The 23,520-nt window shown below is 65.7% G+C and carries 22 protein-coding genes; 11 read left to right on the forward strand and 11 right to left on the reverse strand.

Features of this window, described 5'->3' with window-relative positions; all coding sequences use genetic code 11:
- Positions 1-102 precede the first annotated feature (102 nt).
- Positions 103-594, forward strand: a complete 492-nt coding sequence (locus JKF87_RS13140; protein WP_236261365.1) for a hypothetical protein — start codon at positions 103-105, stop codon at positions 592-594.
- On the opposite strand, the gene JKF87_RS13145 is transcribed toward JKF87_RS13140, so the two are convergent.
- Positions 595-1,230: a DUF938 domain-containing protein gene (locus JKF87_RS13145; RefSeq protein WP_201100346.1), complete on the reverse strand. Its 636-nt coding sequence runs from the start codon at positions 1,228-1,230 to the stop codon at positions 595-597.
- A gap of 199 nt (positions 1,231-1,429) precedes the next feature.
- Here JKF87_RS13145 and JKF87_RS13150 point away from each other — a divergent pair, with 199 nt between their 5' ends.
- Positions 1,430-3,277 carry a phosphoenolpyruvate carboxykinase (GTP) gene (locus JKF87_RS13150; protein ID WP_236261366.1) on the forward strand — a complete coding sequence of 616 codons (1,848 nt, stop codon included), beginning with the start codon at positions 1,430-1,432 and terminating at the stop codon, positions 3,275-3,277.
- Positions 3,278-3,337: 60 nt separating this feature from the next.
- Positions 3,338-4,351 (forward strand): NAD(P)/FAD-dependent oxidoreductase, encoded by a 1,014-nt coding sequence (locus JKF87_RS13155; protein WP_307418007.1) that lies wholly within the window; start codon positions 3,338-3,340, stop codon positions 4,349-4,351.
- On the opposite strand, the gene JKF87_RS13160 is transcribed toward JKF87_RS13155, so the two are convergent.
- Positions 4,348-5,082, reverse strand: coding sequence for a TonB family protein (locus JKF87_RS13160; protein WP_236261367.1), 735 nt, complete (start codon positions 5,080-5,082; stop codon positions 4,348-4,350). The two genes, JKF87_RS13155 and JKF87_RS13160, sit on opposite strands and share 4 nt — an antisense overlap.
- Positions 5,083-5,227: 145 nt before the next feature.
- On the opposite strand from JKF87_RS13160, the gene JKF87_RS13165 reads away from it, so the two are divergent.
- The gene (locus JKF87_RS13165; RefSeq protein ID WP_236261368.1) at positions 5,228-6,046 is read left to right on the forward strand and encodes a transglycosylase SLT domain-containing protein; all 819 of its coding nucleotides are present in this window, start codon (positions 5,228-5,230) and stop codon (positions 6,044-6,046) included.
- Positions 6,047-6,135: 89 nt separating this feature from the next.
- Positions 6,136-7,281 (forward strand): DUF2336 domain-containing protein, encoded by a 1,146-nt coding sequence (locus tag JKF87_RS13170; RefSeq protein ID WP_201100347.1) that lies wholly within the window; start codon positions 6,136-6,138, stop codon positions 7,279-7,281.
- Between the two features lie 84 nt (positions 7,282-7,365).
- On the opposite strand, the gene JKF87_RS13175 is transcribed toward JKF87_RS13170, so the two are convergent.
- The 3 genes from JKF87_RS13175 to JKF87_RS13185 all read right to left on the reverse strand — a co-directional run bounded on the left by JKF87_RS13175 (position 7,366) and on the right by JKF87_RS13185 (position 9,857).
- The gene (locus tag JKF87_RS13175; RefSeq protein WP_201100348.1) at positions 7,366-7,842 is read right to left on the reverse strand and encodes an Hpt domain-containing protein; all 477 of its coding nucleotides are present in this window, start codon (positions 7,840-7,842) and stop codon (positions 7,366-7,368) included.
- Positions 7,843-7,903: 61 nt separating this feature from the next.
- Entirely contained in the window at positions 7,904-8,683 is a 780-nt protein-coding gene (locus JKF87_RS13180) for an NAD kinase (RefSeq protein WP_201100349.1), read from the reverse strand.
- A gap of 31 nt (positions 8,684-8,714) precedes the next feature.
- Positions 8,715-9,857, reverse strand: coding sequence for a DUF2336 domain-containing protein (locus JKF87_RS13185; protein ID WP_307418005.1), 1,143 nt, complete (start codon positions 9,855-9,857; stop codon positions 8,715-8,717).
- 188 nt (positions 9,858-10,045) lie between these two features.
- On the opposite strand from JKF87_RS13185, the gene JKF87_RS13190 reads away from it, so the two are divergent.
- The 4 genes from JKF87_RS13190 to JKF87_RS13205 all read left to right on the forward strand — a co-directional run bounded on the left by JKF87_RS13190 (position 10,046) and on the right by JKF87_RS13205 (position 16,043).
- Positions 10,046-10,810, forward strand: a complete 765-nt coding sequence (locus JKF87_RS13190; RefSeq protein ID WP_201100350.1) for a class II aldolase/adducin family protein — start codon at positions 10,046-10,048, stop codon at positions 10,808-10,810.
- A gap of 44 nt (positions 10,811-10,854) precedes the next feature.
- Positions 10,855-11,574, forward strand: a complete 720-nt coding sequence (locus JKF87_RS13195) for a hypothetical protein (RefSeq protein WP_201100351.1) — start codon at positions 10,855-10,857, stop codon at positions 11,572-11,574.
- Between the two features lie 138 nt (positions 11,575-11,712).
- Entirely contained in the window at positions 11,713-12,837 is a 1,125-nt protein-coding gene (locus tag JKF87_RS13200) for an efflux RND transporter periplasmic adaptor subunit (RefSeq protein ID WP_201100352.1), read from the forward strand.
- Positions 12,837-16,043 carry an efflux RND transporter permease subunit gene (locus JKF87_RS13205; protein WP_201100395.1) on the forward strand — a complete coding sequence of 1,069 codons (3,207 nt, stop codon included), beginning with the start codon at positions 12,837-12,839 and terminating at the stop codon, positions 16,041-16,043. Before JKF87_RS13200 ends, JKF87_RS13205 begins: the two co-directional genes overlap by 1 nt.
- 10 nt (positions 16,044-16,053) lie before the next feature.
- Here JKF87_RS13205 and JKF87_RS13210 read toward each other — a convergent pair whose 3' ends face one another.
- A complete protein-coding gene (locus JKF87_RS13210; RefSeq protein WP_201100353.1) occupies positions 16,054-16,569 on the reverse strand; it encodes a c-type cytochrome in 516 nt (171 codons plus the stop codon).
- Between the two features lie 149 nt (positions 16,570-16,718).
- Here JKF87_RS13210 and JKF87_RS13215 point away from each other — a divergent pair, with 149 nt between their 5' ends.
- Both JKF87_RS13215 and feoB read left to right on the forward strand, forming a co-directional pair.
- Positions 16,719-16,985 (forward strand): FeoA family protein, encoded by a 267-nt coding sequence (locus JKF87_RS13215; protein ID WP_201100354.1) that lies wholly within the window; start codon positions 16,719-16,721, stop codon positions 16,983-16,985.
- On the forward strand, positions 16,985-18,853 hold the full coding sequence (feoB, locus tag JKF87_RS13220) for a ferrous iron transporter B (RefSeq protein WP_201100355.1): 1,869 nt from the start codon (positions 16,985-16,987) through the stop codon (positions 18,851-18,853). The genes JKF87_RS13215 and feoB overlap by 1 nt, the downstream gene beginning before the upstream one ends.
- Positions 18,854-18,871: 18 nt before the next feature.
- Here feoB and JKF87_RS13225 read toward each other — a convergent pair whose 3' ends face one another.
- From JKF87_RS13225 to JKF87_RS13245, 5 genes are all read right to left on the reverse strand, one after another.
- The gene (locus JKF87_RS13225) at positions 18,872-19,498 is read right to left on the reverse strand and encodes a TetR/AcrR family transcriptional regulator (RefSeq protein ID WP_201100356.1); all 627 of its coding nucleotides are present in this window, start codon (positions 19,496-19,498) and stop codon (positions 18,872-18,874) included.
- A 130-nt stretch (positions 19,499-19,628) separates the two neighbouring features.
- Positions 19,629-20,657: a sulfate/molybdate ABC transporter ATP-binding protein gene (locus tag JKF87_RS13230; RefSeq protein ID WP_201100357.1), complete on the reverse strand. Its 1,029-nt coding sequence runs from the start codon at positions 20,655-20,657 to the stop codon at positions 19,629-19,631.
- Positions 20,658-21,500, reverse strand: coding sequence for a sulfate ABC transporter permease subunit CysW (cysW, locus tag JKF87_RS13235; protein ID WP_201100358.1), 843 nt, complete (start codon positions 21,498-21,500; stop codon positions 20,658-20,660).
- On the reverse strand, positions 21,497-22,351 hold the full coding sequence (gene cysT, locus JKF87_RS13240) for a sulfate ABC transporter permease subunit CysT (RefSeq protein WP_201100359.1): 855 nt from the start codon (positions 22,349-22,351) through the stop codon (positions 21,497-21,499). Before cysT ends, cysW begins: the two co-directional genes overlap by 4 nt.
- Positions 22,348-23,370 (reverse strand): sulfate ABC transporter substrate-binding protein, encoded by a 1,023-nt coding sequence (locus JKF87_RS13245; RefSeq protein ID WP_201100360.1) that lies wholly within the window; start codon positions 23,368-23,370, stop codon positions 22,348-22,350. Before JKF87_RS13245 ends, cysT begins: the two co-directional genes overlap by 4 nt.
- Positions 23,371-23,520: the final 150 nt, after the last annotated feature.

A 23,520-nucleotide genomic window follows, 5' to 3' on the forward strand; every position in this document is an offset into this window, starting at 1 on the left:
GTCGATCCTGTCGATTTTCATTTCTCTGATCAGTTGTGACGGCGGTTCGGCGGCATGGGCTGCATGATCTGTCGTATTATTGAAGCCCACAAAGGAGACGTCTTGTACGCTCAAAGCAAATCTTCCGCTCCCCGCTCGCGCACTGGCTATAACCGTCCGGTCCCCACCCGTCTGCGCATGGGTCTGGTGATGCGGCGTGGCATGGACTTCGGCGAACTGGGTGACGTGGAGGGCGCGCTTCGGGCCGAGGGCGTCGGTCTGGCTCCGATCTCGACGGGCGAAGGCAGCCTGATCGCGGGCGGCGTGACTGTTCTGGCCACTGCAACGGCGACTGACATCGTCGAGGGACGTCTGAAGGGTCTGGTCGTGCCGGGCGGTTCGACGGATGAAGCCGCTCTGGCCGCCGTGCGTTCGTTGGTCGATCTGGCGCGCGCCAATGGCCTGACGGTCATCGCCTTGGCGGACGCGGTCGCGCTCGCCGCGGAAAGCTTCGGTGTGGCGGCTGAAGCGCCCGGTGCGGTGTTCAGCGACGACGGCGTGACTGTGTTGAACGAAGGCGCCCAACTGTCGAAAATCGTCTCCGCAATCGCCTGATCAGAAACGCCGGAACAGCAGCATCAGATTGTTGGCCGGCATTTCGATCCTGAGCGTGGCCGCAAGGCCATGTGACTTGGCCAAAGCTTCGACCTCGGTGCGGTCGCGCAGACCCCAGGCGGGATTGCGTGATTTCAGGCTGGCGTCGAACGTGGCGTTTGACGCGGCCAGCGGGACCTCGGCCTCGCGATAAGGCCCGTAAAGAGCCAGCAGGCCGCCGGGGCGTCGCAGGACGCGACCGGCCAAATCCATCAGCCCCTCGGTCGCCGACCAGGGGCTGATGTGCGTCATGTTCGCGCAAAAGATCGCGTCAAATGGACCCATCGGCCAGGTTGAGGCGTTGGCGGCGTCCAGAGGCAGGGCGGGGCGGATATTGGCGGCGCCGACCTGCTGGACCCAGGCGGTGATGCTGGCGCGGGCTTCGGTGCTGGGGTCGCTGGGCGTCCAGGTCAGGCCGGGCAGGGCGGTGGCGAAGCTGACGGCGTGTTCGCCGGAACCGGAGGCGATTTCCAACAGTGAGCCGCGCGCCGACAAGTGGGCGCGAAGCACGTTCAGGATGGCGTCGCTGTTGCGTCGCGCGGCAGGCGAGGTCAGGGCGCCGTCGGGCAGGGCGGCGATGATGTCGAGAGTTTGCACGGATGTCTTTCTAGCGCCGAACCGGCGCCATGGCATCCGTGATCTTTTGCCTCAGACACCGGTGGACATGGATGGTTTCTTGCGCAGTTTGACGTGGCGGAAAGAGCGGAGCATTTCGCCTGTAACAGTGCGTGAACGTCACGTGCTGATGGCCACGGCGGCGTCAGATCGTCGGGCTTGGATGCTCAGGAGAAGCCCTTTGTCGATTCCCGTAACGCCCGGACTCCGTCCAGCGCCCACCAACCATGCCGGACTGATCGCCTGGGTCGAGCAGATCACCGCTCTGACCAAGCCCGACCGGGTTCACTGGTGTGATGGGTCCGAGGGGGAGAAGCAGGCGATCATTGCGGACCTGCTGGCCAAGGGCACGCTGAAAGAACTGGATCAGGCCAAACGTCCCGGATGCTATTACGCCGCGTCTGACCCGCGCGATGTGGCGCGCGTCGAGAGCCGCACCTTCATCTGTTCGGAAGATGAAGCGGACGCAGGCCCGACCAACAACTGGGCCGATCCCATCGAGATGCGGGAGCGTCTGGATGGCCTGTTCGACGGCTGCATGGCCGGGCGAACCCTGTATGTCGTGCCCTTCTGCATGGGGCCGCTGGGGTCAGAAATCAGCGCCCTGGGCGTCGAGATCACCGACAGCGGCTATGTCGCCATTTCGATGGGCGTGATGACCCGCATGGGCAAACCCGCTCTGGACCAACTGGGCGACAAGGGCGTGTTCGTGCCTGCTGTTCATACGCTGGGCGCGCCGCTGGCGAAGGGGCAGGCCGATGTGCCGTGGCCCTGCAACGACGACAAATGGATCGTCCATTTCCCCGAGACGCGGGAGATCTGGTCCTATGGCTCCGGCTATGGCGGCAACGCCCTGCTGGGCAAGAAATGCTACGCCCTGCGCATCGCCTCGATCATGGCCCGCGACGAGGGTTGGCTGGCCGAACATATGCTGATCCTGAAGCTGACCGATCCGAAAGGAAGCGTGAAATATGTCGCCGCCGCCTTCCCGTCGGCCTGCGGCAAGACGAACCTGGCCATGCTGCAGCCGACGCTGCCGGGCTGGAAGGCTGAGACGATCGGCGACGACATCGCCTGGATGCGGTTCGGCGATGACGGACGGCTGTATGCGGTGAACCCGGAGGCGGGCTTCTTCGGTGTGGCGCCCGGCACCAGCCGCGACACCAATCACAATGCGCTGGAGACCCTGGCGACCAACACCATCTTCACCAACACCGCCCTGACGCATGATGGCGATGTCTGGTGGGAGGGTCTGACCAAACAGGCGCCGGAAGCCCTGACCAACTGGAAGGGCCAACCGCACGACCATGCGTCCGGCGAACCGGCGGCGCACCCCAACGCCCGCTTCGCCGCCCCTGCCGGTCAATGCCCGGCTATCGCGGCGGAATGGGAAGACCCCAAGGGCGTGCCGATCGACGCCATCCTGTTCGGCGGTCGCCGGGCCAGCGCAGTGCCGCTGGTCACCGAGGCTTTCGACTGGGAACACGGCGTCTTCATGGGCTCGACCGTGGCGTCGGAAGGCACGGCGGCGGCCGAGAACAAGGTCGGCGAGCTGCGCCGTGACCCGTTCGCCATGCTGCCCTTCTGCGGCTACAATATGGGCGATTATTTCGCGCACTGGCTGAAGATGGGGCAGGGGCGTGACGCCTCGAAACTGCCGCGCATCTTCTTCGTCAACTGGTTCCGCAAGGATCAGGACGGCCGGTTTGTCTGGCCAGGCTTTGGCGACAATTCGCGCGTCCTGAAGTGGATTTCCGAGCGGATCGACGGCGAGGCGGAGGCGGCGGACACCGCCGTCGGGCGCGTCCCGACGCAAGGGTCGCTGGACCTTTCGGGTCTTGATCTGACCCAAGCCCATCTGTCGACCCTGTTGGATGTGGACGTCGAGGTCTGGCGCGAAGAAGCGGCCTTGATCCCGGCCTTCTATGAGAAGTTCGGCGACCGCCTGCCGCAGGCCCTCTGGGCGCAGCACGCGGCCCTTGTCGAACGGCTGGAGGCGCGCGGCAAGACGGTCATCGCTGCGGAATAAGCTGGGGTTTCCGGTCCAAACCGGGTTGCAATAAGAGCGTCACGGGTCGATCTGAGGCCCGTGACGACATCTCCTCCCATCGTGATCATCGGCGCGGGCGTTCTGGGCCTCTGCACGGCGTTCGAGCTTCAACGCCGGGGCCATGCCGTGCGTGTGATTGATCCGGGCGCGGCGAACGCGTCGCTGGTCGCGGCGGGCATGGTGGCCCCGGCGATGGAGGCGGCCATCGACGATGCGTCGGTGGAGCAGGCCCAGATATTCCGTGAGGGTCGTGACCTTTGGCCTGGGTTCGCCAATGCGTCAGGAATCGAGCTGGCGCGCCGTCCGGCGGAATGGCGTGGCGGCGATGTTGATGGGATCGAGGCGCGGCTGCAGGCGCTAGGTTTCGAGGCCCGTCGCGCGGGCGACCGCGTCCTTACGGATGAAGATTACCAGGTCGAGCCTGCGCAGGCTGTTTCTGCACTGAGGCAGGTGCTGGGCGATGCGGTGGTGCAGGGCCGTGTGAGTTCCGTCGAGCGCGCGGGCGGCCTGTGGCGTGTCTCGGGGGACGGTGAAATCCTTCAGGCATCGGCTGTGGTGCTGGCGACGGGGGCGGCGGACGCCGTCGCCGGCCTGCCGCCAGCGGCGCATGACCTTGTCGCCGCGATCCAGCCGATCCGAGGCCAGATCGGCGTGCTGACACGGGCCTTGGTCGACCACACCGTGCGCGGACCGGGCGCCTATGTCGCGCCGATGGCGGGCGGGTCGGTGATCGGGGCGACGATGGAGCCGGGCCGTCGCGACACGGCGCCGGATGTCACGACCGGGGAACGGCTGATGGATGCGGCATGGCGCGTGCTGGGCCAGCCGCCTGAGCTGCTGGAGATTGAATGGCGCGCAGGCGTGCGTGGGGCGTCAGCCGATGGACTGCCCATGGCCGGGCCTGCCCCGGATGACGAAGGCCTGTTCTTCGCCCTGGCGCCGCGTCGGAACGGCTGGCTGCTGGGGCCGCTGGTTGCAGCCGTCGTCGCCGATGCGGTCGAGGGGCGGGCCCCTTCGCAGGAAGCCCGCGTCCTCGACCCTCGACGGTTCTAGTCCGCCATCGCGAAGCGGACGGTGAAGTTGACCGTCGCCCCATCGACGGCATGACCGTCAACTGTGCGCGGGTTCATGCGGAAGTCGCGCGTCAGGCTCTGGGCCGCGCGGCCAAAACCCTGGCCGTTCGGCGTTTCACCCACCACACGGCAGCCGGTCAGACCCCCATCGACGCGGACCACGCAGCTGAGGCTGGCGGAACCCGCCGTGCCGTTTTCGGCGGCACGGGTCGGATAGGCGCGCGCCATCTGGGCGGCGGACGGGCGACTGGCCCAGGTCGGGTTGTTGATCACCGAGGCGGCGCGGGGCGGGATTTCGACCGGAGCCGTGCCGCCTTCCACGCCAGTCGGCGCCGTGCTGACGATGATCTGGCCGGGGGGTGCGATGTTGCTTGGGTTGTCCGGCGGCGTCAGCGGAATCGTCGGCACGTCGATCGGCACGGTCAGGACCGGCTTGTGGATCGGCGTCGGCGGGGCTGCCGTCACGGTCGGCGGCAAGGGTTTGGTCTCAGGCGGGCGGTACATAACGACGTCCACCGGATCGTTCGGCTGATCGGGCGCAACCATGCCGCTCAGTTCAAAACGCTGATTATACAGAACGACCCCTGCTGCGACGTGCAGGACGACCGATACGCCAATAGCACCCCACATCCAGCGAGGGATGGGTTTTCTGCGTTCCCCGAAGTCGATGGGGCTGATCAGGCCGGGACCTCCGGCGGCGCGAATCATCATGATATGCACTCCCTCGTTCACCGCCCCCGCAGCGCCCGTAAGGTGAAGTTGAGCGTCAAGGTTGTGGCGGCTTTACGGCGGAGGTTTCGGGTTCGACCAACGTCGATCCTTAACGGCGCCATTAAGGATTAGGGTTTCATTAACCATGGTCGCAGACCCTCCGCGCATGGGCATCGGATCGATTCCATCTTCCAGCGGCGTAGAGACGGCCATCCGGCGCGCCTCCAACGCCGTAGGCGTGGACTTCGATTTCCTGATGAAGACCGCCCGTCGCGAGAGCGCGATGAACCCGTCGGCTAAAGCCCGGACATCATCGGCGGCGGGCCTGTTTCAGTTCATCGAACAAACCTGGCTGTCCACGGTCAAACAACACGGATCCCAGCATGGATACGGCCAGTACGCTGACCTGATCCAGCGTGGATCGGACGGACGCTGGCGGGTCGATGGATCGGCGCGCAATGTGGTGCTGGATCTGAGGTTCGATCCGCAGGCGGCCTCGACCATGGCGGCGGAGCTGACGGCCTCGAACGCCGCCTATCTGCGCGGGCGAACGGGCAAGGAGCCGGGGGCAGGTGATCTGTACGCCGCCCACTTCCTGGGACCGGCAGGGGCGGCCAACCTGATGCAGGCGATGGACCGCAATCCGAACGGCAGCGCTGCGGCCCTGTTTCCCGATGCGGCGCGGGCGAACCGCAGCATCTTCTATCGTGACGGCCGGGCGGCCACGGTGGCAGAAGTTCACGCCAACCTGCAACGCACCGCAGGCCAGGGCGCGCCGGCGGCGGGGGCGGGCGAGCCAGCAGTTGCGGCTCCCAGCCTGAGCGAGCGCGACCAGATGCTGGCCGCGCGGCTGGACCGTCTGAAGCAGGATCAGGGGCTTCTGGCCCTGCTGCTGGGCCAGGACGGACAGTCCAGCAGCGGCTTCGGCGGCGCCTTCTCGCCACGCGGCAAGGAATCGACCTGAAACCGGTTTCGACAGGCCGATGGTAAACCGGACGTTAAGCATGGCAGTGTGATCGTAAGGGCAACGTCCGATTCCTTCACGAGCTGTCCATGACCGCCTACCGCGCACGATTGACCGAAGTGGACATTCGCCGCCTGATCAAGGCGACGGACGAGGACGAGCGGGCTGAGGCGGCGCACAAGATGTGCCGCAGCATGGAGGCCGCCGATCTGGATGAGACGGGCCGTGAGGCCGCGCAGAAGATCATCCGCCTGATGTCGCAGGATGCCGCCGAAATGGTGCGCCGGGCCATGGCGATCACGCTGAAGGCCTCGGACCTGATCCCCAATGATGTGGCGCGCAAACTGGCGGCTGATCTGGACAGCATCGCCCTGCCGATCATCGCCGCAAGCCCGGCCTTCAGCGACGATGACCTGATCGAGATCGTCCGCGCCGGGTCGCCGGTGCGCCAGACGGCGGTTGCGGGGCGTCAGCGCGTGTCGCGGGACGTGGCGACGGCTTTGGCCAATGAAGGATGCGAACAGTCAGTGCGGACCCTGGCCGCGAACGACAACGCAGATATCAGCGAAGCGGCGCTGGGCGTGGTCGTGGATCGTTTTTCGACCTCGCCCGACGTGGTTACGGCGGTCGCCTATCGTCAGGTTCTGCCCTTGTCGGTCACCGAAAGACTGATCGAACTGGCCAGCGACACGGTGCGTGAGCATCTGGTGACGCGTCATGCAGTTGCCCCGGAAACCGCCATCCGACTGGCCCAGTTTGCGCGTGAGCGGGCCACGATCGACCTGATCGACCAGGCGGCGGCCAGCGCCGATCTGCCCGCCTTTGTCGCCCAACTGAACAATCGCAAGGCTCTGACCGCGTCGCTGCTGCTGCGCGGACTGGCGCGCGGGCAGATGGCCTTGTTTGAACATGGGTTGGCCGAACTGGCGCATACGCCGCATCAGCGCGCCTGGCTGATGGTTCATGACGCCGGGCCGCTGGGCCTGAAGGCCATCTATGACCGTGCGGGTCTTCCGCCGCGCCTGTTCCAGGCCTTCCGCGCCGGGGTCGACACCTGGCGGGCCCTGGCGGCCGAAGGGGCGGACACCTCTGGCGCGCCCTTTCGCCAGAAAATGCTCGAACGGTTCGTGACCCAGCGCCCCAATGTGATGCGCGACGATCTGGCTTATCTGATGGAGCGGCTGGATCACGCGCCGCTGCGTGAAGGGCAGGTTATCGCCGCCAACGCGGCCTGATCCCAGTCCAACGAAACGAAAAAGGCCCGCCGAATCGGCGGGCCTTTGTCTGTCTGAGGCGTCAGTATTCAGCCTGCCCGATATTCAGCCTGCCCTGTGTTCGGCGACCTTGGCTTCCAGGGTTTCGGCCAGAACTCGGCCAGTGGGGTTTTCGTCGGTCTTGATCTGGTCGCGGACGATGGCACGCAGGGCGTCGACATGGGCGTCCAGGATGACGGCGGGGGCTGTCATGCGTCGTGCCGGATCATCCAGCATCCTGCACAGCGAACCGGCGATGCGCGTGACCAACGGATATTCATAGGTCGAGCCCAGACCCTTCAGGTCGTGCGCGCGGAAATACAGCGCCTCGGCAGTTTCGGGAGTGTAGCCCTTTTCGCGGATGTCGGCCTGGGCCTTGTCCAGCTTGGTGATTTCGTCGTTCAGCCACTGGCCGAACTGGGCCGACATGGCCTTCAACGCCTCTTCCGCCTTGGCGATGGCGTCGGCGTTGATGTTGAACCCGCCGCCGACCTTCATGCGAAGCGTGTTGGGGGGACGGCTGATATGCGCCGGGTTACTCATGGCGATCTCCAAAAGCTATCGCCCAAAGCTTAAGCGCGCGCCCTTAAGAAGGCGTGACCGGTCAGTTGGTGAACTGCTCGGCCATGACCCGCTCTTCGAAAGAGCGCCCTGCGTCGAACAGCATGGTCAGGGTGACGTCGCGACGTTCGCGCACCTCCACGGTGGCGACGCGGCGGACTTCGAAATTGTCGGCGGTGGCGGAGACAGGGCGCTTACCCGGCTCCAGCACATCGAAACGCACCTTGGCGCCGTGTGACAACAGAGCGCCGCGCCAGCGACGCGGCCTGAAGGCGCTGATCGGCGTCATCGCCAGAACGCGGGCGTCCAGCGGAATGATCGGGCCATGCGCCGACAGGTTGTAGGCTGTAGACCCGGCAGGCGTCGCCACCAGGCAGCCGTCGCACGACAGCTCCTCCAGACGCACCCGGCCATCGACCGAAATCTTCAGCTTGGCGCTCTGGCGCGTCTGACGCAGCAGCGAAACTTCGTTGATCGCCAGGCCTGTCTGCACTTCGCCGCTTTCAGTCCAGGCGTCCATCTGCAGCGGGTGAATGACCGTGCGCTCGGCGGCGCTGATCCGCTCCAGCAGATTGTCTTCCTCATAGTCGTTCATCAGAAACCCGACCGAGCCGCGGTTCATGCCATAGACGGGGGTGCGGCGTTTCAGGTTGGCGTGAAGCGTCTCCAGCATCTGGCCGTCGCCGCCGATGGCGACGATCACATCCGCCTCGGCCTCGGATACGGCGCCATAGCGCGCAATCAGGGTTCGTCGCGACGCCTGGGCTTCCGGGCGGTCGCTGGCGATGAAGGCCAGGGCAGGGGGTGATTCAAGCTTGGTCACGGGCGGACGTGAACCGACGCGGCGGCTCAAGTCAAACGTTAGAAGGCGTTTCCATCATTTGGCGAAAGGCGCGCGCCGCCGCCTGAGGGTGCATGGCGCTGGCGCTCCCCCGGGCTTCCGTCGGCAGCCCCCCTGCCAATTTGCGCACTTCTGTCAGCAGGGAGGCGAAGACGGCCCGATCCACGCCCACGGCGACGCAGGCCAGATAGAGGGCTTCTGCGGTGGGCGCGCGCACGGCGGCGCGTATGGCCGATATCGGAAAACCGCCCAGGGCGGCCAGGGCTTCCTCAAACAGACTGAGGCGTTCTTCGCGCAGCGCGCGGACCAGCAGGCCGGGGCGAAGCTGGCCCGATGTTTTCAACTTGTCGACCAGACGGCGCTCCATCTCCGGTCGGTCGTCCTGTTCTGTTCGGCGGCCTTGTGCAGACATGGCGCGCCAGCCTGCAGCGCCCGCCGTTCTGGATGCGTCGTCGGCGGCCTGCAGTATGGCCGCGTCCAGCAGTTGATCATCAATGCGGAATCGTTCGCCGATGGACTGGCGCAGGGCCTGGCCGACCCATTGATACAGTTGTTGCGCCTGGGCTTCGCTGAGGCGCGGGTGCCGGGATAGGGGGGCGCGCAAGCCCGCGATGCGGCGCGATTGATCCACCAGGCGCCCCATCGAGGTATCCGTGATCAGGGCGGTGCGGTTGGACGCCAGCGCCGTCATGGTCACGGCGTCGCCGCGATCTATGATGGCGTCCGCAACAACACCCGACAGGTAGGGACGGCGGGCGACGGCGATCTGATGCTCCAGGGTCGCCTCAACCAGGACGCGGATCAGGTCTGCGTCCTGCAACAGGGGACTGGCGGCGAGGATCGGCGCCGCGATCTCGATCTCGTCCAGCGCGAGCATGTTGATCAGGGCGGGCGGCGCCCAGTCGACCTGCGACAGTCGTTGGGACAGGATTTTTCTCACATCCCGCTCAGCCTGACGCGCCAGGGTCAGGAAGACTTCACTGAGCACCGGAGCAGCGTCGCTCTCGGGCGGTGAAGCTTCGCACAGGGCGACGATGGACAGGAGCAGCCGTTGACGGTCGTCAATGTCGCGGCTGCGCGCCAGTTCGACGAGGTCGCGTCCGTCCCGATCGGAGACGGCCTTTTCGGGCGTCCGCATTTGAACGACAGCAGGCACGACACATCCCCCGACGGGCTTTGAGGTTCAAACGCTACGGCGGAGGTCATGAAGGGCGGGTTAACTACGCGCGTCGGCTGCCGCATGACGTAATGTCAGCCTTGTTCTGCGCGCCTTGACGCCGTCTCCAAGCCGGTGGACGCTGACAAAAAGCCCGACAGAGGCGCAATCGATGACAAGAGGAAATCATGGCCGACGGCAGCGCTGCATCACTGAAAACCCGCGTGTCGGAGGCCGAATGGCAGACCCGCGTGGAGTTGGCCGCCCTATACCGTCTGGTGGCGCTGAACGGGTGGGACGACATGATCTTCACCCATATTTCGGCGCGGGTGCCGGGGCCTGAGCATCATTTCCTGATCAACCCCTACGGCTATTATTTCGAAGAGATCACCGCCTCGTCGCTGGTGAAGGTCGATCTGGAAGGAAACATCGTTCAGGACACGACCAGCTTCATCAATCCGGCGGGCTTCACCATCCACTCGGCGGTCCATGCGGCGCGTGAGGACGCCAAGTTCGTCGTCCACCTGCACACCGTGAACGGCGTCGGCGTCGCGGCCCAGAAGCACGGTTTGCTGCCCATCAGCCAGAACGCGTGTTTACTGCAGTATCAGGTTGCTTATCATGGGTACGAGGGGTTGGCCCTGAACCATGACGAACGCGAACGTCTGGTCGCCGACCTGGGGGACAAGCCGCTGATGTTGCTGCGTAATCACGGCACCTTAGCGGTCGGGGAAACGGCGGCTCAAGCATGGATCGGCATCTTCTTCCTGGAGAGGGCCTGCGCGCAGCAGGTCGCGGCGCTGTCAGGCGGGCGCGACCATGTCCTGATCGCACCGGACGAGGCGCAGAACGAAACCAGGGAGCAGGGTCGGGGGATCGGCTTCATCTCCGGCCTGGCCTGGCCGGGCGCGCTTCGCCAACTGGATCGCAAGTCGCCCGGTTACGACGTCTGACGACAGCGGGGGCCGGGGCGTGCTTCCTGGTCCTGATCCCCTCGATGGCCGCCGCCGGCGCCTGGACCCAGCCGAAAGGCCAAGGACAGGTGATCGTGAAATACGAGGACATGCGCGCCGACGAAGGCTTCGACCCTTCCGGCGACACCTTGCCCCTGCTTGCGCGGCACAGGGACGCGGCGGTGGGGCTGTTTGCAGAATATGGTCTTACGGATCGGCTGACGCTGCAGTTGAAGGCTGACTGGCAGAGCGGTGAAGACGCCTTCGTCGATTATGAGGGCCGCGGTCCCGTCGAACTGGGGCTGACATGGAAGGTCTGGCGGGACGATCACAATGCCGTCAGCCTGTATGCCGGATACGCCGAGGCGGGAGAGGGTCGAAACGCCGGTTACGCGGCGCCGGGCGTCGGCGGGCGCGACTGGGAGATGCGCGTCTCTGCCGGTCGGTCGTTGAAAGCGGCGGATCGGTTGGGGTTGGACAGCGCCTTCGTGGAGGTCCAGGCGGCGAGGCGGCTGCGCAGCGATCTGCCTGATGAAACGCGCGCGGACTTCACCGTGGGCGGACGGTTCGGCGGCCATTGGATGGTGATGGGACAGGCGTTTGGCGGTGCGGCTGACGGCGGCGCGCGCTGGGCTTCGATCGAGGGATCGCTGGTGCGGGACCTGGGTGAATGGAGCGTCCAGGCCGGGTGGCGCGAAACCGTGGCGGGTCGCGAGACGCCGATTGCACGCGGTTTCACCCTGGCGATCTGGCGGCGTTTTTGACGCGACGGAACTTGCGACGGATTTCTCTCCGATCAACGTTAGACTCAGAACGTTCGGCGCTTCATTACAGACACTTAATGTTGCGCCTGTTCCCCGAGTCGCTAAGCGTGCGCGGCTTCACCATGTGAGAGACACCGCGTGTTTAAACGGCACTTTTTCCTGATCGCTGCTGGCGTGTTGCTGGCGCTCATGGTCGTTGCGGCGGTTCTGAAAATTGTATTCGCCCACGACGGTCCGCAAGCAGGGCCGGGCGCTGGCCGCGGCGGCGCGCGTGGGCAGCAGGTGTCCGAAGCCGTGGTCGGCACGCGCCAGTTCTCTGACCAGATCCGGGTGTTGGGCGTGGCGCGCGGCGTCAAGTCGGTCAACATCACCTCGCCGACGACCCAGTTGATCACGCGCGTTATGTTCGTTGACGGCCAGCAGGTGTCGGCAGGCGCGCCTCTGGTGGAACTGCAGGCGCGCGAAGAAGAGGCGACTGTCATCGAGGCGCGGGCGCGGGTCGCCCAGGCGCAGCGGGAATATGACCGCTACAAGAATCTGACCGACCGGGGCGTGGCCCCGCGCATCCTGCTGGAGCAGGCAGAGACGGCTTTGGCCACGACCCAGGCGTCCTTGCAGGCGGCGCAGGCCCGTCGTGGCGACCGCGTGATCCGCGCGCCCTTCGCAGGAACTCTGGGTCTTACGTCTGTGACGCCGGGAACCTTGATCAATCCGGGCGCCGTGATCGCAACCCTGGACGACAGCTCCAGCATTCGCATCGATTTCCCCCTGCCTGAGCGTTACCTCAGCCGCCTTCAGCCCGGCACGCCGATCACCGCCACCGCCGACGCCTATGGCGAAGAGCCGTTCCAGGGGCGGATCGAGCTGATCGACACACGGGTCAATGAAACGACGCGCGCCGCCACGGCGCGGGCCATCTTCTCCAATCCCGGCGGCCGCATCCGTCCGGGCATGATGATGCGCGTCGCGGTGCAACAGGGTCAGCGTCAGGCTGTCGCCGCGCCCGAAGCCGCCATTCAATATGAAGGCGCAGGCGCCTTTGTTTATCGCATCGCCTCCGGCCAGAACGGCTCGAACGCCCAGCGGGTCGAGATCACGACTGGCGCGGTCGAGAACGGCTATGTCGAAATCCTGTCGGGCGTCGAGGCGGGCGAGCGTCTGGTCGGCTCCGGCCTGAACCGCATCCAGCCTGGCGCTCCGATCAGCGTCGCAGGCGCCGCCCAGGGTCAGCAGAGCGCAGCCCAGCAAGGCGCCCGCAAATGATGCTTTCCGACGTCTCGGTCCGGCGTCCGGTCTTTGCGGCGGTCGCCGCGATCGTACTGTGTGTCATCGGCGCCGCCGCCTTCTTCTTCCTGCCGGTGCGCGAACTGCCCGACGTGGATCCGCCGATTGTCTCGGTCAACACCACCTATGCCGGCGCTTCGGCCGAGGTCATCGAGAGCCGGATCACTGAGCCCATCGAGCAGCAGGTGGCGGGCATTCAGGGGATCGAAAGGATCACCTCCGTCAGTCGTGACGGCCGCTCCAACGTGAACATCGAGTTCTCGCTGGACCGCAAGATCGACGACGCCGCCAACGACGTGCGCGACCGCGTCAGCCGCGTGGTGGGTCGTCTGCCGGATCAGGCCGACCCGCCCGAGGTGGCCAAGGCGGATTCCGACAGTCAGCCGATCATGATCGTCTTCCTGCGCTCGACCAGCATGAACCGTCTGCAATTGACGGACTATGCCGACCGTTACCTGGTGGACCGCATCGCCACCGTGCCGGGCGTGGCTACGGTCAACATCTATGGCGAGCAGCGCTATGCCATGCGGATATGGCTGGACGCCACGGCGATGGCGGCGCGCGGACTGACGGTCAATGACGTCGAAACCTCGCTGGCGAGCCAGAACGTCGAACTGCCTGCGGGTTCGCTGGAATCCACGGACAAGGACTACACCGTCCGCGTGGCCCGAACCTATTCGCGGCCGGAAGACTTCCGCCAATTGCCGATCGGCGTGCGGGGCGCGGCGTCGGTCACCAATGCCGTGGCGACCGGATCAGGCAGCGGATCATCGGCCATCATTCAGGGGCAGCCGACCTATGTGACGCGCCTGGGCGACATCGCCCGTGTCGAGGAAGCGCCCGCCGAGGCGCGCCGCCTGTTCCGTGGCAACGGCATGGACCAGATCGGTCTGGCCGTGACCCGTCAGGCCCAGTCGAACGACCTGGCCATCTCTGACGGCGTCAAGAAGATGATCGAGGAGATCCGGCCGACCCTGCCGCCCGGCGTGACCATCGAAATCGGATCCGACAACTCGGTCTTCACCTCGCACGCGATTGACGAGGTCTGGATCACCATCGGCATTTCGATGGCGCTGGTGGCCCTGGTGAACTTCATCTTCCTGGGCAGTCTGCGGGCGGCGTTGATCCCGTCCATCGTGGCGCCGATCTGCCTGTTGGCGACCTTCATCGTCTTGGCCCCGCTGGGCTTCTCTCTGAACCTGCTGACGCTTCTGGCCCTGGTGCTGGCCATCGGCTTGGTGGTGGATGACGCCATCGTGGTGGTCGAGAACATCCAGCGACGGCTGGATCACGGAGAGCCGCCTCTGGTCGCCGCCGAGCGTGGCGCACGTCAGGTCTTCTTCGCCGTTGTGGCCACGACCATCGTGCTGCTGTCGGTGTTCGCGCCTCTGCTGTTCCTACCCGGCTATGTAGGGCGTCTGTTCGTCGAACTGGCCGCCGCCATCGCCGCCGCCGTCGCCTTCTCCGCCTTCCTGGCCCTGAGCCTGTCGCCGATGCTGGCCTCCAAGATTCTGAAACCGGCCCAGACCGGCGGATGGGTGGCGCGGCGCGTGGATTGGGCGATGGAACGGCTCAAGAGCTCTTACGCTCGTTCGCTGGACATGCTGCTGGGGCGTCGTATCGCCGTGGTCGGCGTCGGCGCCGTGATCGCCCTGGTGGCCGCAGGCGCGCTGGGCATCTTCATGGTCCTCCCCAATGAACTGGTGCCGAACGAGGATCGGGGCCGGGTTCAGGTGCGTGTCGCCGGACCGGAGGGCGCCGGTTTCGACTACACTCGCAAGATCATGCTGGGGCTGGAGCCGTTGCTGGCCGAATACCGGGCCAATGGCGAGGCGGATTCCTTCCTGATTTCCGCGCCCGGATTTGGCGGCGGCAGCTTCAACTCCGGCAACGCCGTGCTGAACCTGGCCGACTGGTCCAAGCGTGACCGCAGCGCCGCCGATATTGCACAAGAGCTGAACGGCAAGCTGCGCAGTCAGACGGACGCGCAGGTCAACGCCTCGACGCCCGGCGCCTTCCAACGGGGCGGGGGCAACTCCAACTCCATCGAGCTGGTCGCCACAGGCAATGACTACCGCCAGATCTACAACTGGCTTCAGCCCATGCTGGCGGCGGCACAGGCCAATCCCGGCTTTTCGCGCCCGCGCCTGAACTACGAGCCGAACTCTCCACGCCTGCTGGTCGATGTCGATCCGCAGAAGGCGGCGGCGTTGGGCGTGTCGTCCCAGTCCATCGGTCGTGCGCTGGAGACGATGTTCGGTTCACGCCGCGCCACGACCTACATCAAGGGCGGCAAGGAATATGACGTCATCCTCCAGACCGACCGCGACAACCGGCGCGAGGTCGCGGACCTGGAGGCCCTGTATGTCGCGACCGGCGGCGGGCAGTTGGTGCCGCTGTCGGCGGTCGTCACCACCAAGACGACGGGCGACACGCCGGATCGGCGCCGTCTGGATCGCCAGCGGTCGATCTCGCTGCAGGCGGACCTGAACCCCGGAACGACCATCGACGACGCCATCCAGTTCCTGCAGGCCGAGGCCGCCAAACAATCTCAGAGCGGCGTGACCATTCAGTGGGGCGGCGCGGCGCGCGACCAACAACAGGCGGGCGGCGCGGTCGTTGCGGCCTTCGGACTGGCGCTGTTGCTGGTCTTCCTGGTGCTGGCGGCCCAGTTCGAAAGCTGGATCACGCCTGCGGTCATCATGCTGACGGTGCCTCTGGCGGCGGCGGGCGGTCTGTTTGGTCTGCTGATGGCCGGGTCCAGCCTCAACATCTACAGCCAGATCGGTCTGATCATCCTGATCGGGGTCGCGGCCAAGAACGGCATCCTTATCGTGGAGTTCGCCAACCAGCTGCGGGATCAGGGACGGTCGATCCGCGAGGCGATCATCGAGTCCTCGTCCCTGCGTCTGCGCCCGATCATCATGACCTCCATCGCCACCGCCTTTGGCGCCCTGCCGCTGGTGCTGTGGCAGGGGGCGGGCGCAGGCAGCCGTCAGACCATCGGCGTGGTGATCTTCACCGGCGCCATGTTCGCCACGGTGCTGACCCTGTTCGTGGTGCCGGTGATCTATGGCGTTCTGGCGCGCTTCACCAAGTCGCCCGAGTGGACGGCCCGCAAGATCGAGGAATGGGAAGCCCAGGAACTGGAGCGGGGCGGCGAGAAGCCTATTCCGGTGGAATAGGCTTCGGCCCTCAGGAAGCGGGCGCTGGTGCAGGTTCCGCCTGGTAGCCCGTCTCCACCTTCAGGAAGGCGATGACGTCGCGGCGGTCCTTGTCGTCGGGCAGGCCGGGGAAGGTCATCTTGTTGCCCGGCAGGAAGGTGCGCGGGTTCTGGAGCCAGTGATCCAGCTTTTCGGCGTCCCAGGTGAAGTCCGCGGTCCGCATGGCGTTGGAGTAGCTGTAGCGGGGACGCTCGCCCGCCTTACGGCCAAAGACGCCGTACAGGTTCGGACCCGCCATGTCCGGTCCGCCTTCGCCAATGGTATGGCAGGAGCGGCAGCGGGCGAAGGCGCGGCGGCCATTCTCCAGATCACCTTCGTTGTACGGTGCGGGCAGGGACGCCAGCAGCGTCGCCTTTTCCGCATCGGACAGAACGCGGGCCGGTTTGGCCGGCGCGGCGGCGGGCGCAGAGGACGTGTCCGCTCCGCCATTGCCGCAGGCGGCGAGCATCAGGATCGGGGCGGCGGCAAGCGGGGCGAAGCGGTTCATGGCGGTTCCTGTTTGGCCCCTGATACCGCAATCGTCCAGCGCGGCAATTGGGCAAGCTGTCCTGCTGGCGCGGGGCGCGCGCGGCTGATAATCACTGTCACTGAATATAGGGCCGCAGGGGTGCGCCGCCCTTCCGTGCGAGCGTAGATTTGACCGACACCATCAAGCTGAGTCAGGCCCGTCGCGGCGATCGCGGAGTGATCGTCCAGGTCGGCGCCCATTGCCATCACCAGGCCGACGCGGTCGAACTGGAGCGCCGCCTGCTGGAGCTGGGCTTCGTCGAAGGCGCCCATGTCGAACTGCTGCATGAGGGCCTGTTCGGACGTGACCCCATCGCCATGAAGGTGGACGACATGCGGGTTGCCTTGCGTCGCCACGAAGCCGAAAGCCTGATGATCCAGTTGGACGCCGCCTGATGGATGTTGCGCTGAAAGCCGCCCGCGTCGCCCTGGTCGGCAATCCCAACAGCGGCAAGACCGCCCTGTTCAACGCCCTGACCGGCGCGCACCAGAAGGTCGCCAACTACGCCGGTGTCACGGTCGAACGGAAAGAAGGCCTGATCCGCGCCGCATCGGGCCGCACCCTGTCGGTGCTGGATCTGCCCGGCACCTATTCCCTGCGCGCCCGCAGCCCGGATGAAGAGGTCACCCGCGACGCTATTCTGGGCCGTCTTGCGGGCGAAACACCGCCGGATGTGGTGGTCTGCGTCGCCGACGCCACGAATCTGCGTCTGGTGCTGCGCCTGATCCTGGAGCTGAAGGCTGTCGGGCGTCCGATGGTGCTGGCGCTGAACATGTACGACATCGCCCAGCGTCAGGGCCTGCGGATCGATCTGGAGAAGCTGGGCGCCGAACTGGGCGTGCCGATCATCACCACGGTCGCCACGCGCAAGCGGGGGATCGACGATCTGATCGCCGCCGTCGAACAGCAGGTGGATGTCGCCGCACTGTCTGAAAGCCAATGGCATAGCCCCGACGCCGCCGCCCTGCGTTCCGCCGCACGCGAGGCCGAGCGGATCATGAAGGCCTGTGTACGCCCGCCCGAGCGGCCTGACACCCTGACCGGCAAGATCGATTCCGTCCTGCTGCATCCGGTCGGCGGGATGTTGATCCTGATGGCCATTCTGTTCGTCATGTTCCAGGCCGTGTTCAGTTGGGCCGCGCCCCTGATGGACGGCATCGAGGGCGGCATCGGCTGGATCGGGGAAATGGTCGCGGCCATCCTGCCTGACGGTCTGTTGCAGAGCCTGATCGTGGACGGCGTCATTTCCGGCGTCGGCAGCGTGCTGGTCTTCCTGCCGCAGATCCTGATCCTGTTCCTGTTCATCATTGCGCTGGAAGACTTCGGCTATATGGCCCGCGCGGCCTTCCTGATGGACAAGATCATGGGCGGGGCGGGCCTGCATGGGCGGGCCTTCATTCCGCTGTTGTCCAGCTTCGCCTGCGCCATTCCCGGCGTGATGGCGGCCCGGGTGATCGATTCAAAGCGCGACCGGCTGACCACCATTCTGGTGGCCCCGCTGATGACCTGCTCGGCGCGCATCCCGGTCTATACGCTGATCATCGCCGCCTTCATTCCCAACGAGACAGTGTGGGGCTTCGCCAACCTGCAGGGCGTTGTGATGTTCGGCCTCTATGCAGCCGGCATCTTCAGCGCCCTGATCGTGTCCTTGGTCATTCGCAAGATCTTCTGGAGGGGCGCGGTCGAGCCCTTCATGATGGAGCTGCCCACCTACAAGGTTCCTGACCTGAAAAGCGTCGGCTTCAACCTGTGGCTCCGGGCCAAGATATTCCTGACGCGGGCGGGGCGGATCATCCTGCCCGCTGTGGTCATTCTGTGGGTGCTGGCGACCTTCCCCTATCCGCCCGAGAACGCGACCCTGCCGGCCATCGACTATTCGTTCGCGGGCATGCTGGGCCGGGCGCTGGAGCCGATCTTCGCGCCCATCGGCTTCAACTGGCAGATGGTCATCGCCCTGATCCCCGGCATGGCCGCGCGTGAGGTGGCGGTGGCGGCCCTGGGCACCACCTACGCCATTGCGGACGCCGAGAATGCGACGGGCCTTCTGGCCTCGACCCTGGCCCAGCACTGGTCGCTGGCGACGGCGCTGTCGTTCCTGGCCTGGTACATCTTCGCGCCGCAGTGCGTGGCGACGTTGGGCGTGGTGCGTCGTGAGACGAACTCGCTGAAATGGACCTGGGTGATGATCGGCTACATGTTCGGTCTGGCCTATCTGGCCTCGTTCGTGACCTATCATGTCGCGGTGTCGATGGGCGGGGGCTGACGCCGCCCGCCGGTATGATCAGCGGCCGGTCGTCAGCTTGACGATGATGATCGCCGCCGTGTCCAGAATGGCCTCTGGCGTGTCGGCGCGCCGCAACAGGTCGAAACTGGCCGCCGTCGATTCCGCGATGGACGCGATCTGGTACGAAGCCAGTCGCGGGCTGTAGTCCTTGGGATGCAGGCCGCTGGCATGGGCCTGGGCGACGCGACGCTCGATGGCCAGGTGAAGACGGCGCAGGCGGCGCACTCGACTTTCGACAAAGGCGGCGTCGCCATTGTCCGCCAGCATATGCTCAACGCGCAGAACCTGGCCGTGAGTGCGCCAGATCTCCATGATGTCGAGAATGAAGGCCCGCCCGATGGCGAAGGCCTTGTCGCCCGGCCAGTCGGCCTGGAAATGACTGGACAGCCCCTGGAAGTCGGCGGCGGCGGCTTCGCACAGCGCCAGAACCGGCTCCTCCACCGTCTTGAAATAGGTGTAGAAATTCGACGGCGAGACACCAGCGCGGGCCGCCAGATCAGCGACGCGGATTTCACCGTAATGGCGCTCGTTCAAAAGCTGGCGGGTCGCGTCGAGGATCGCCTGCCGCGTGCGTCCGCCGCGTGCGCCGATCTTGTGTCCCAGCTTGTTCGTGTTTTCGGCCATGTCCCCAGATGGTCGAGCGGTGGTGACGCGAACGCTGGCTTAGCGAGTTTCCGAAAAATCGGGTGCGCCTAAGTGTTTGCTTTCATCCAATCAGCCGGAACCGTCAATCCCTGCAAATGTCGCTCAGGCCTCAGCTTTTGAACAGATGGATCAGATCGGGGCGAACCCGCACTGTTTGGCCAACGCTGAGTTTCGACAGCGGATCATGCGCGGGGCGCTCCAGATCCAGCGCCTGTCCCTCAATCTCGATGCCGATCCGGGTGCGCGGGCCGCGCGGGCTGAGGGTCACGATGCTGGCGGTTATGCCTTGTTCGCTCAGGATCAGATCTTCGCCGCGCACGGCCAGAATGACACCACCCGCGGGGGCGTCCTCTGGCGCATCTGTCGTCCAGCCATCGACGGTCAGAACGCCATCCTGAACCTTTGCAGGCAGGTGGACGGCGCCGCCCAGGAAGTCGTGGACGAAGGCGGAGGACGGGTGCTGGTACAGGTCCAGCGGCGTGTCGACCTGTTCAATATGGCCATCCTTCAGGATGGCGACACGGTCCGCCAGGTCCAGCGCTTCTTCCTGATCGTGGGTGACGAAGACGGTCGTGACGCCGGTCTCATCGTGGATGTGCCGCAGCCAGCGCCGCAGTTCACGCCGCACCTTGGCGTCCAGCGCGCCGAACGGTTCGTCCAGCAGCAGCAGGCGCGGCTGGATGGCCAGGGCGCGGGCCAGGGCGACGCGTTGGCGCTGGCCGCCCGAAAGTTGGGCCGGATAGCGTTTGCCCAGGTCTTCCAACTGAACCAGCCGCAACAGCTCTGCGACCCGTTCCCTGATGGCGGATTTCGATGGGCGGTCTTTGCCCGGCCGCACATTCAGGCCGAATGCGATGTTGTCGGCCACCGTCATGTGGCGGAACAGGGCGTAATGCTGGAAGACCAGACCGACCCGACGCTCGCGCGGGGTTTGGGCCAGGAAGTCCTCCCCATCGAAGGTGACCGATCCCGCCTCTGGCTGCTCCAACCCGGCCATGATGCGCAGCAGGGTGGTCTTGCCCGAGCCGGATGGGCCGAGCAGGGCCAGGAACTCGCCGTCGCCGACCTCCAGGTCGACGTTGCGCAGGGCGGTGAAACCCCGAAAACTCTTGCTCAGGTTCTTGATCGTCAGCGGCATTCAGTGGCGCCTCGTGGCGGCGAGTTCGTCGGCGAAGCGCCATTCCAGCAGGCTCTTGATCAGCAGGGTGATCAGGGCCAGTCCCGCCAGCACCGTGGCGGTCGCAAAGGCGCCGACGAAGTCATATTCGTTGTAAAGAATCTCGACGTGCAGAGGCAGGGTGTTGGTCAGGCCCCGGATGTGGCCCGAGACGACCGACACGGCCCCGAACTCGCCCATCGCCCGGGCGTTGCACAGCAACACCCCGTACAGCAGCGCCCAGCGCACGTTCGGCAGGGTGATCTTGGAGAAGATGGCCCACGGCCCGGCGCCAAGGGTCACCGCCGCCAGTTCCTCATCCGCACCCTGCTGCTGCATCAGCGGGATCAGCTCGCGCGCAACGAAGGGCAGGGTGACCAGAATGGTGGCCAGCACCAGCCCCGTCACGGTGAAGATGATCCGTATGCCCAAGGCATCCAGCAGGGGCGCGAACCAGCCTGCCGAGCCGAATAACAGCACCCAGACCAGGCCGGAGATGACGGGCGAGATCGAGAAGGGCAGGTCGATAAGCGTGGTCAACAGGGCCTTGCCGCGAAACTCATACCGGGTGACGCACCAGGCGGCGGCTAAGCCGAACAGGGCGTTCAGCGGCACGGATATGGCCGCGACCAACAGGGTCAGACGCACAGCGGCCCAGGCGTCCGGTTCGTCGAACGCCTTCAGAAAACCTTCGACGCCTTTGCGGAAGGCCTCGGCGAAGACCATGCCCAGCGGCAGCAGCACGATCACCGCCAGCCACAACAGGCCGATGCCGATGATGAAGGGCGCGGCGCCCCGCACCGGTGATCTGCGCACGGCGCTCATTTGCGGCCTCGACGCAGCAACAGGGTCTGCAACCCGTTCATGACCAGCAGGATCAGGAAGGACAGACCCAGCATGGCCAGACCGATGGCCGCCGCGCCTGCATAGTTGAACTGCTCCAACTGGATCACGATCAGCAGGGGCGCGATCTCGGATTTCAGCGGCATGTTGCCGGCGATGAAGATGACCGATCCGTATTCCCCAACCGCCCGCGCGAAGGCCAGGCCTGCGCCAGAGATCAGAGCGGGCAGGACAGCGGGCAGGATGACCAGACGCGCCCGCTGGAAGGGGCTGGCGCCCAGTGTCTCGGCGGCCTCTTCGACTTCATGATCCACGTCCTCCAGCACCGGCTGGACGGATCGGACGACGAAGGGCAGGCCGACGAACACCAGGGCCAGCAGAATGCCGATTGGGGTGTAGGCGATGCGGATGCCCACATCATTGAACCACGCGCCGATGGGCCCGTTCGGCGCATAGATGGCGGTCAGGGCGATGCCCGCGACGGCGGTCGGCAGGGCGAAGGGCAGATCGACCAGGGCGTCGATGATCCGCTTGCCCGGAAAATCATAGCGCACCAGCGCCCAGGCCAGCAGCAGGCCCATGACGGCGTTGATCAGGGCGGCGACGCCCGCGGTGTAGAAACTGAGCTGCAGGGCGGATAGAGCGCGCGGCGTGGTGATCTGTCTCCAGAACCCGTCAAGGCCCAACTCCCACGGACGCACGATCAGGGCCGCCAGCGGGATCAGCAGAAACAGCGACAGATACAGGACGACGAACCCGAAGGTCAGGCCGAAACCGGGCAGGACGCTCGGCTCCTTCCAACGCCATCGTCGGGGCAGCGGAATGGATGTCACGCGCCGCCGCTCGGCTGGTAGATGCTGTCGAACACGCCGCCGTCGGCGAAGTGCTTCTTCTGGGTTTCGGTCCAGCCGCCGAAGTCGGCGATGGTGGCCAGCTCAAGCTGCGGGAAGCTGGCGGCGAACCGTTGGGCCACGGCCTGATTGCGCGGCCGGTAATAGTTCTGGGCGATCAGAACCTGCGACGGCTCTTCGTAGAGATATTTCAGATAGGCCTCGGCGACGGCGCGCGTGCCCTTGCGGTCCACCACCTTGTCGACGACGGCGACAGGCGGCTCGGCCAGGATGGAGAAGGGCGGCACGACGATGTCCACCTTGTCCGCGCCCAGTTCCGCGACCGCCAGATGGGCTTCGTTCTCCCACGCCAGCAGCACATCGCCGATGCCGCGCTGGACGAAGGTGGTGGTCGAGCCGCGCGCGCCCGTGTCCAGCACCGGCACATGGCGGAACAGTTCGCGCAGATAGGCGGTGGCGGTCGCCTCGGTCGCGCCGGGACGACGAATGGCGTCGGCCCAGGCCGCAAGATAGTTCCAGCGCGCGCCGCCGGAGGTCTTGGGGTTCGGGGTGATGACCTGAACACCCGGACGAACCAGATCGGGCCAATCCTTGATGGCCTTCGGATTGCCCTTCCTGACCAGGAAGACGATGGTCGATGTGTAGGGGCAGGCGTTGTCCGGCAGGCTGGTCTCCCAGTCCCGGTGCGTCAGGCCGCGCTCGGCGATGGCGTCGATGTCGGCGGCGAGCGCCAGGGTGACGACGTCGGCCTGCAGTCCGTCAATGACCGCGCGGGCCTGTTTGCCTGACCCGCCGTGCGATTGTTCGACATTGACGCCGGGCTGGCCGGTCTCGCGCCAATGCGCATCAAACAACTGATTATAGGCGCGGTATAGTTCTCGTGTCGGGTCATAGGAGACGTTCAATAGAGACACGCCGCCCGCGCCTCCGCCCGAACGGGGCGAGCAGGCGGCCAGCGTCAGCGCACCTGCGCCCAGCAGCAATCCGCGGCGATGAAACATCAATGTCCTCCCTGCCCAAGGCCGTGAAGTGACCGGATAAATCCCCATCTGCCAAGTGGGAGATGAGACACGATTTCTGAAACGTGGTCCCAGCTTAACTCATGACATCGCACGCCGTTGCGAAGCGCAAGGACGGCGTGACGTGTGGAA

The sequence above is a fragment of the Brevundimonas nasdae genome, assembly GCF_016654005.1.
Lineage (GTDB): Bacteria > Pseudomonadota > Alphaproteobacteria > Caulobacterales > Caulobacteraceae > Brevundimonas > Brevundimonas nasdae.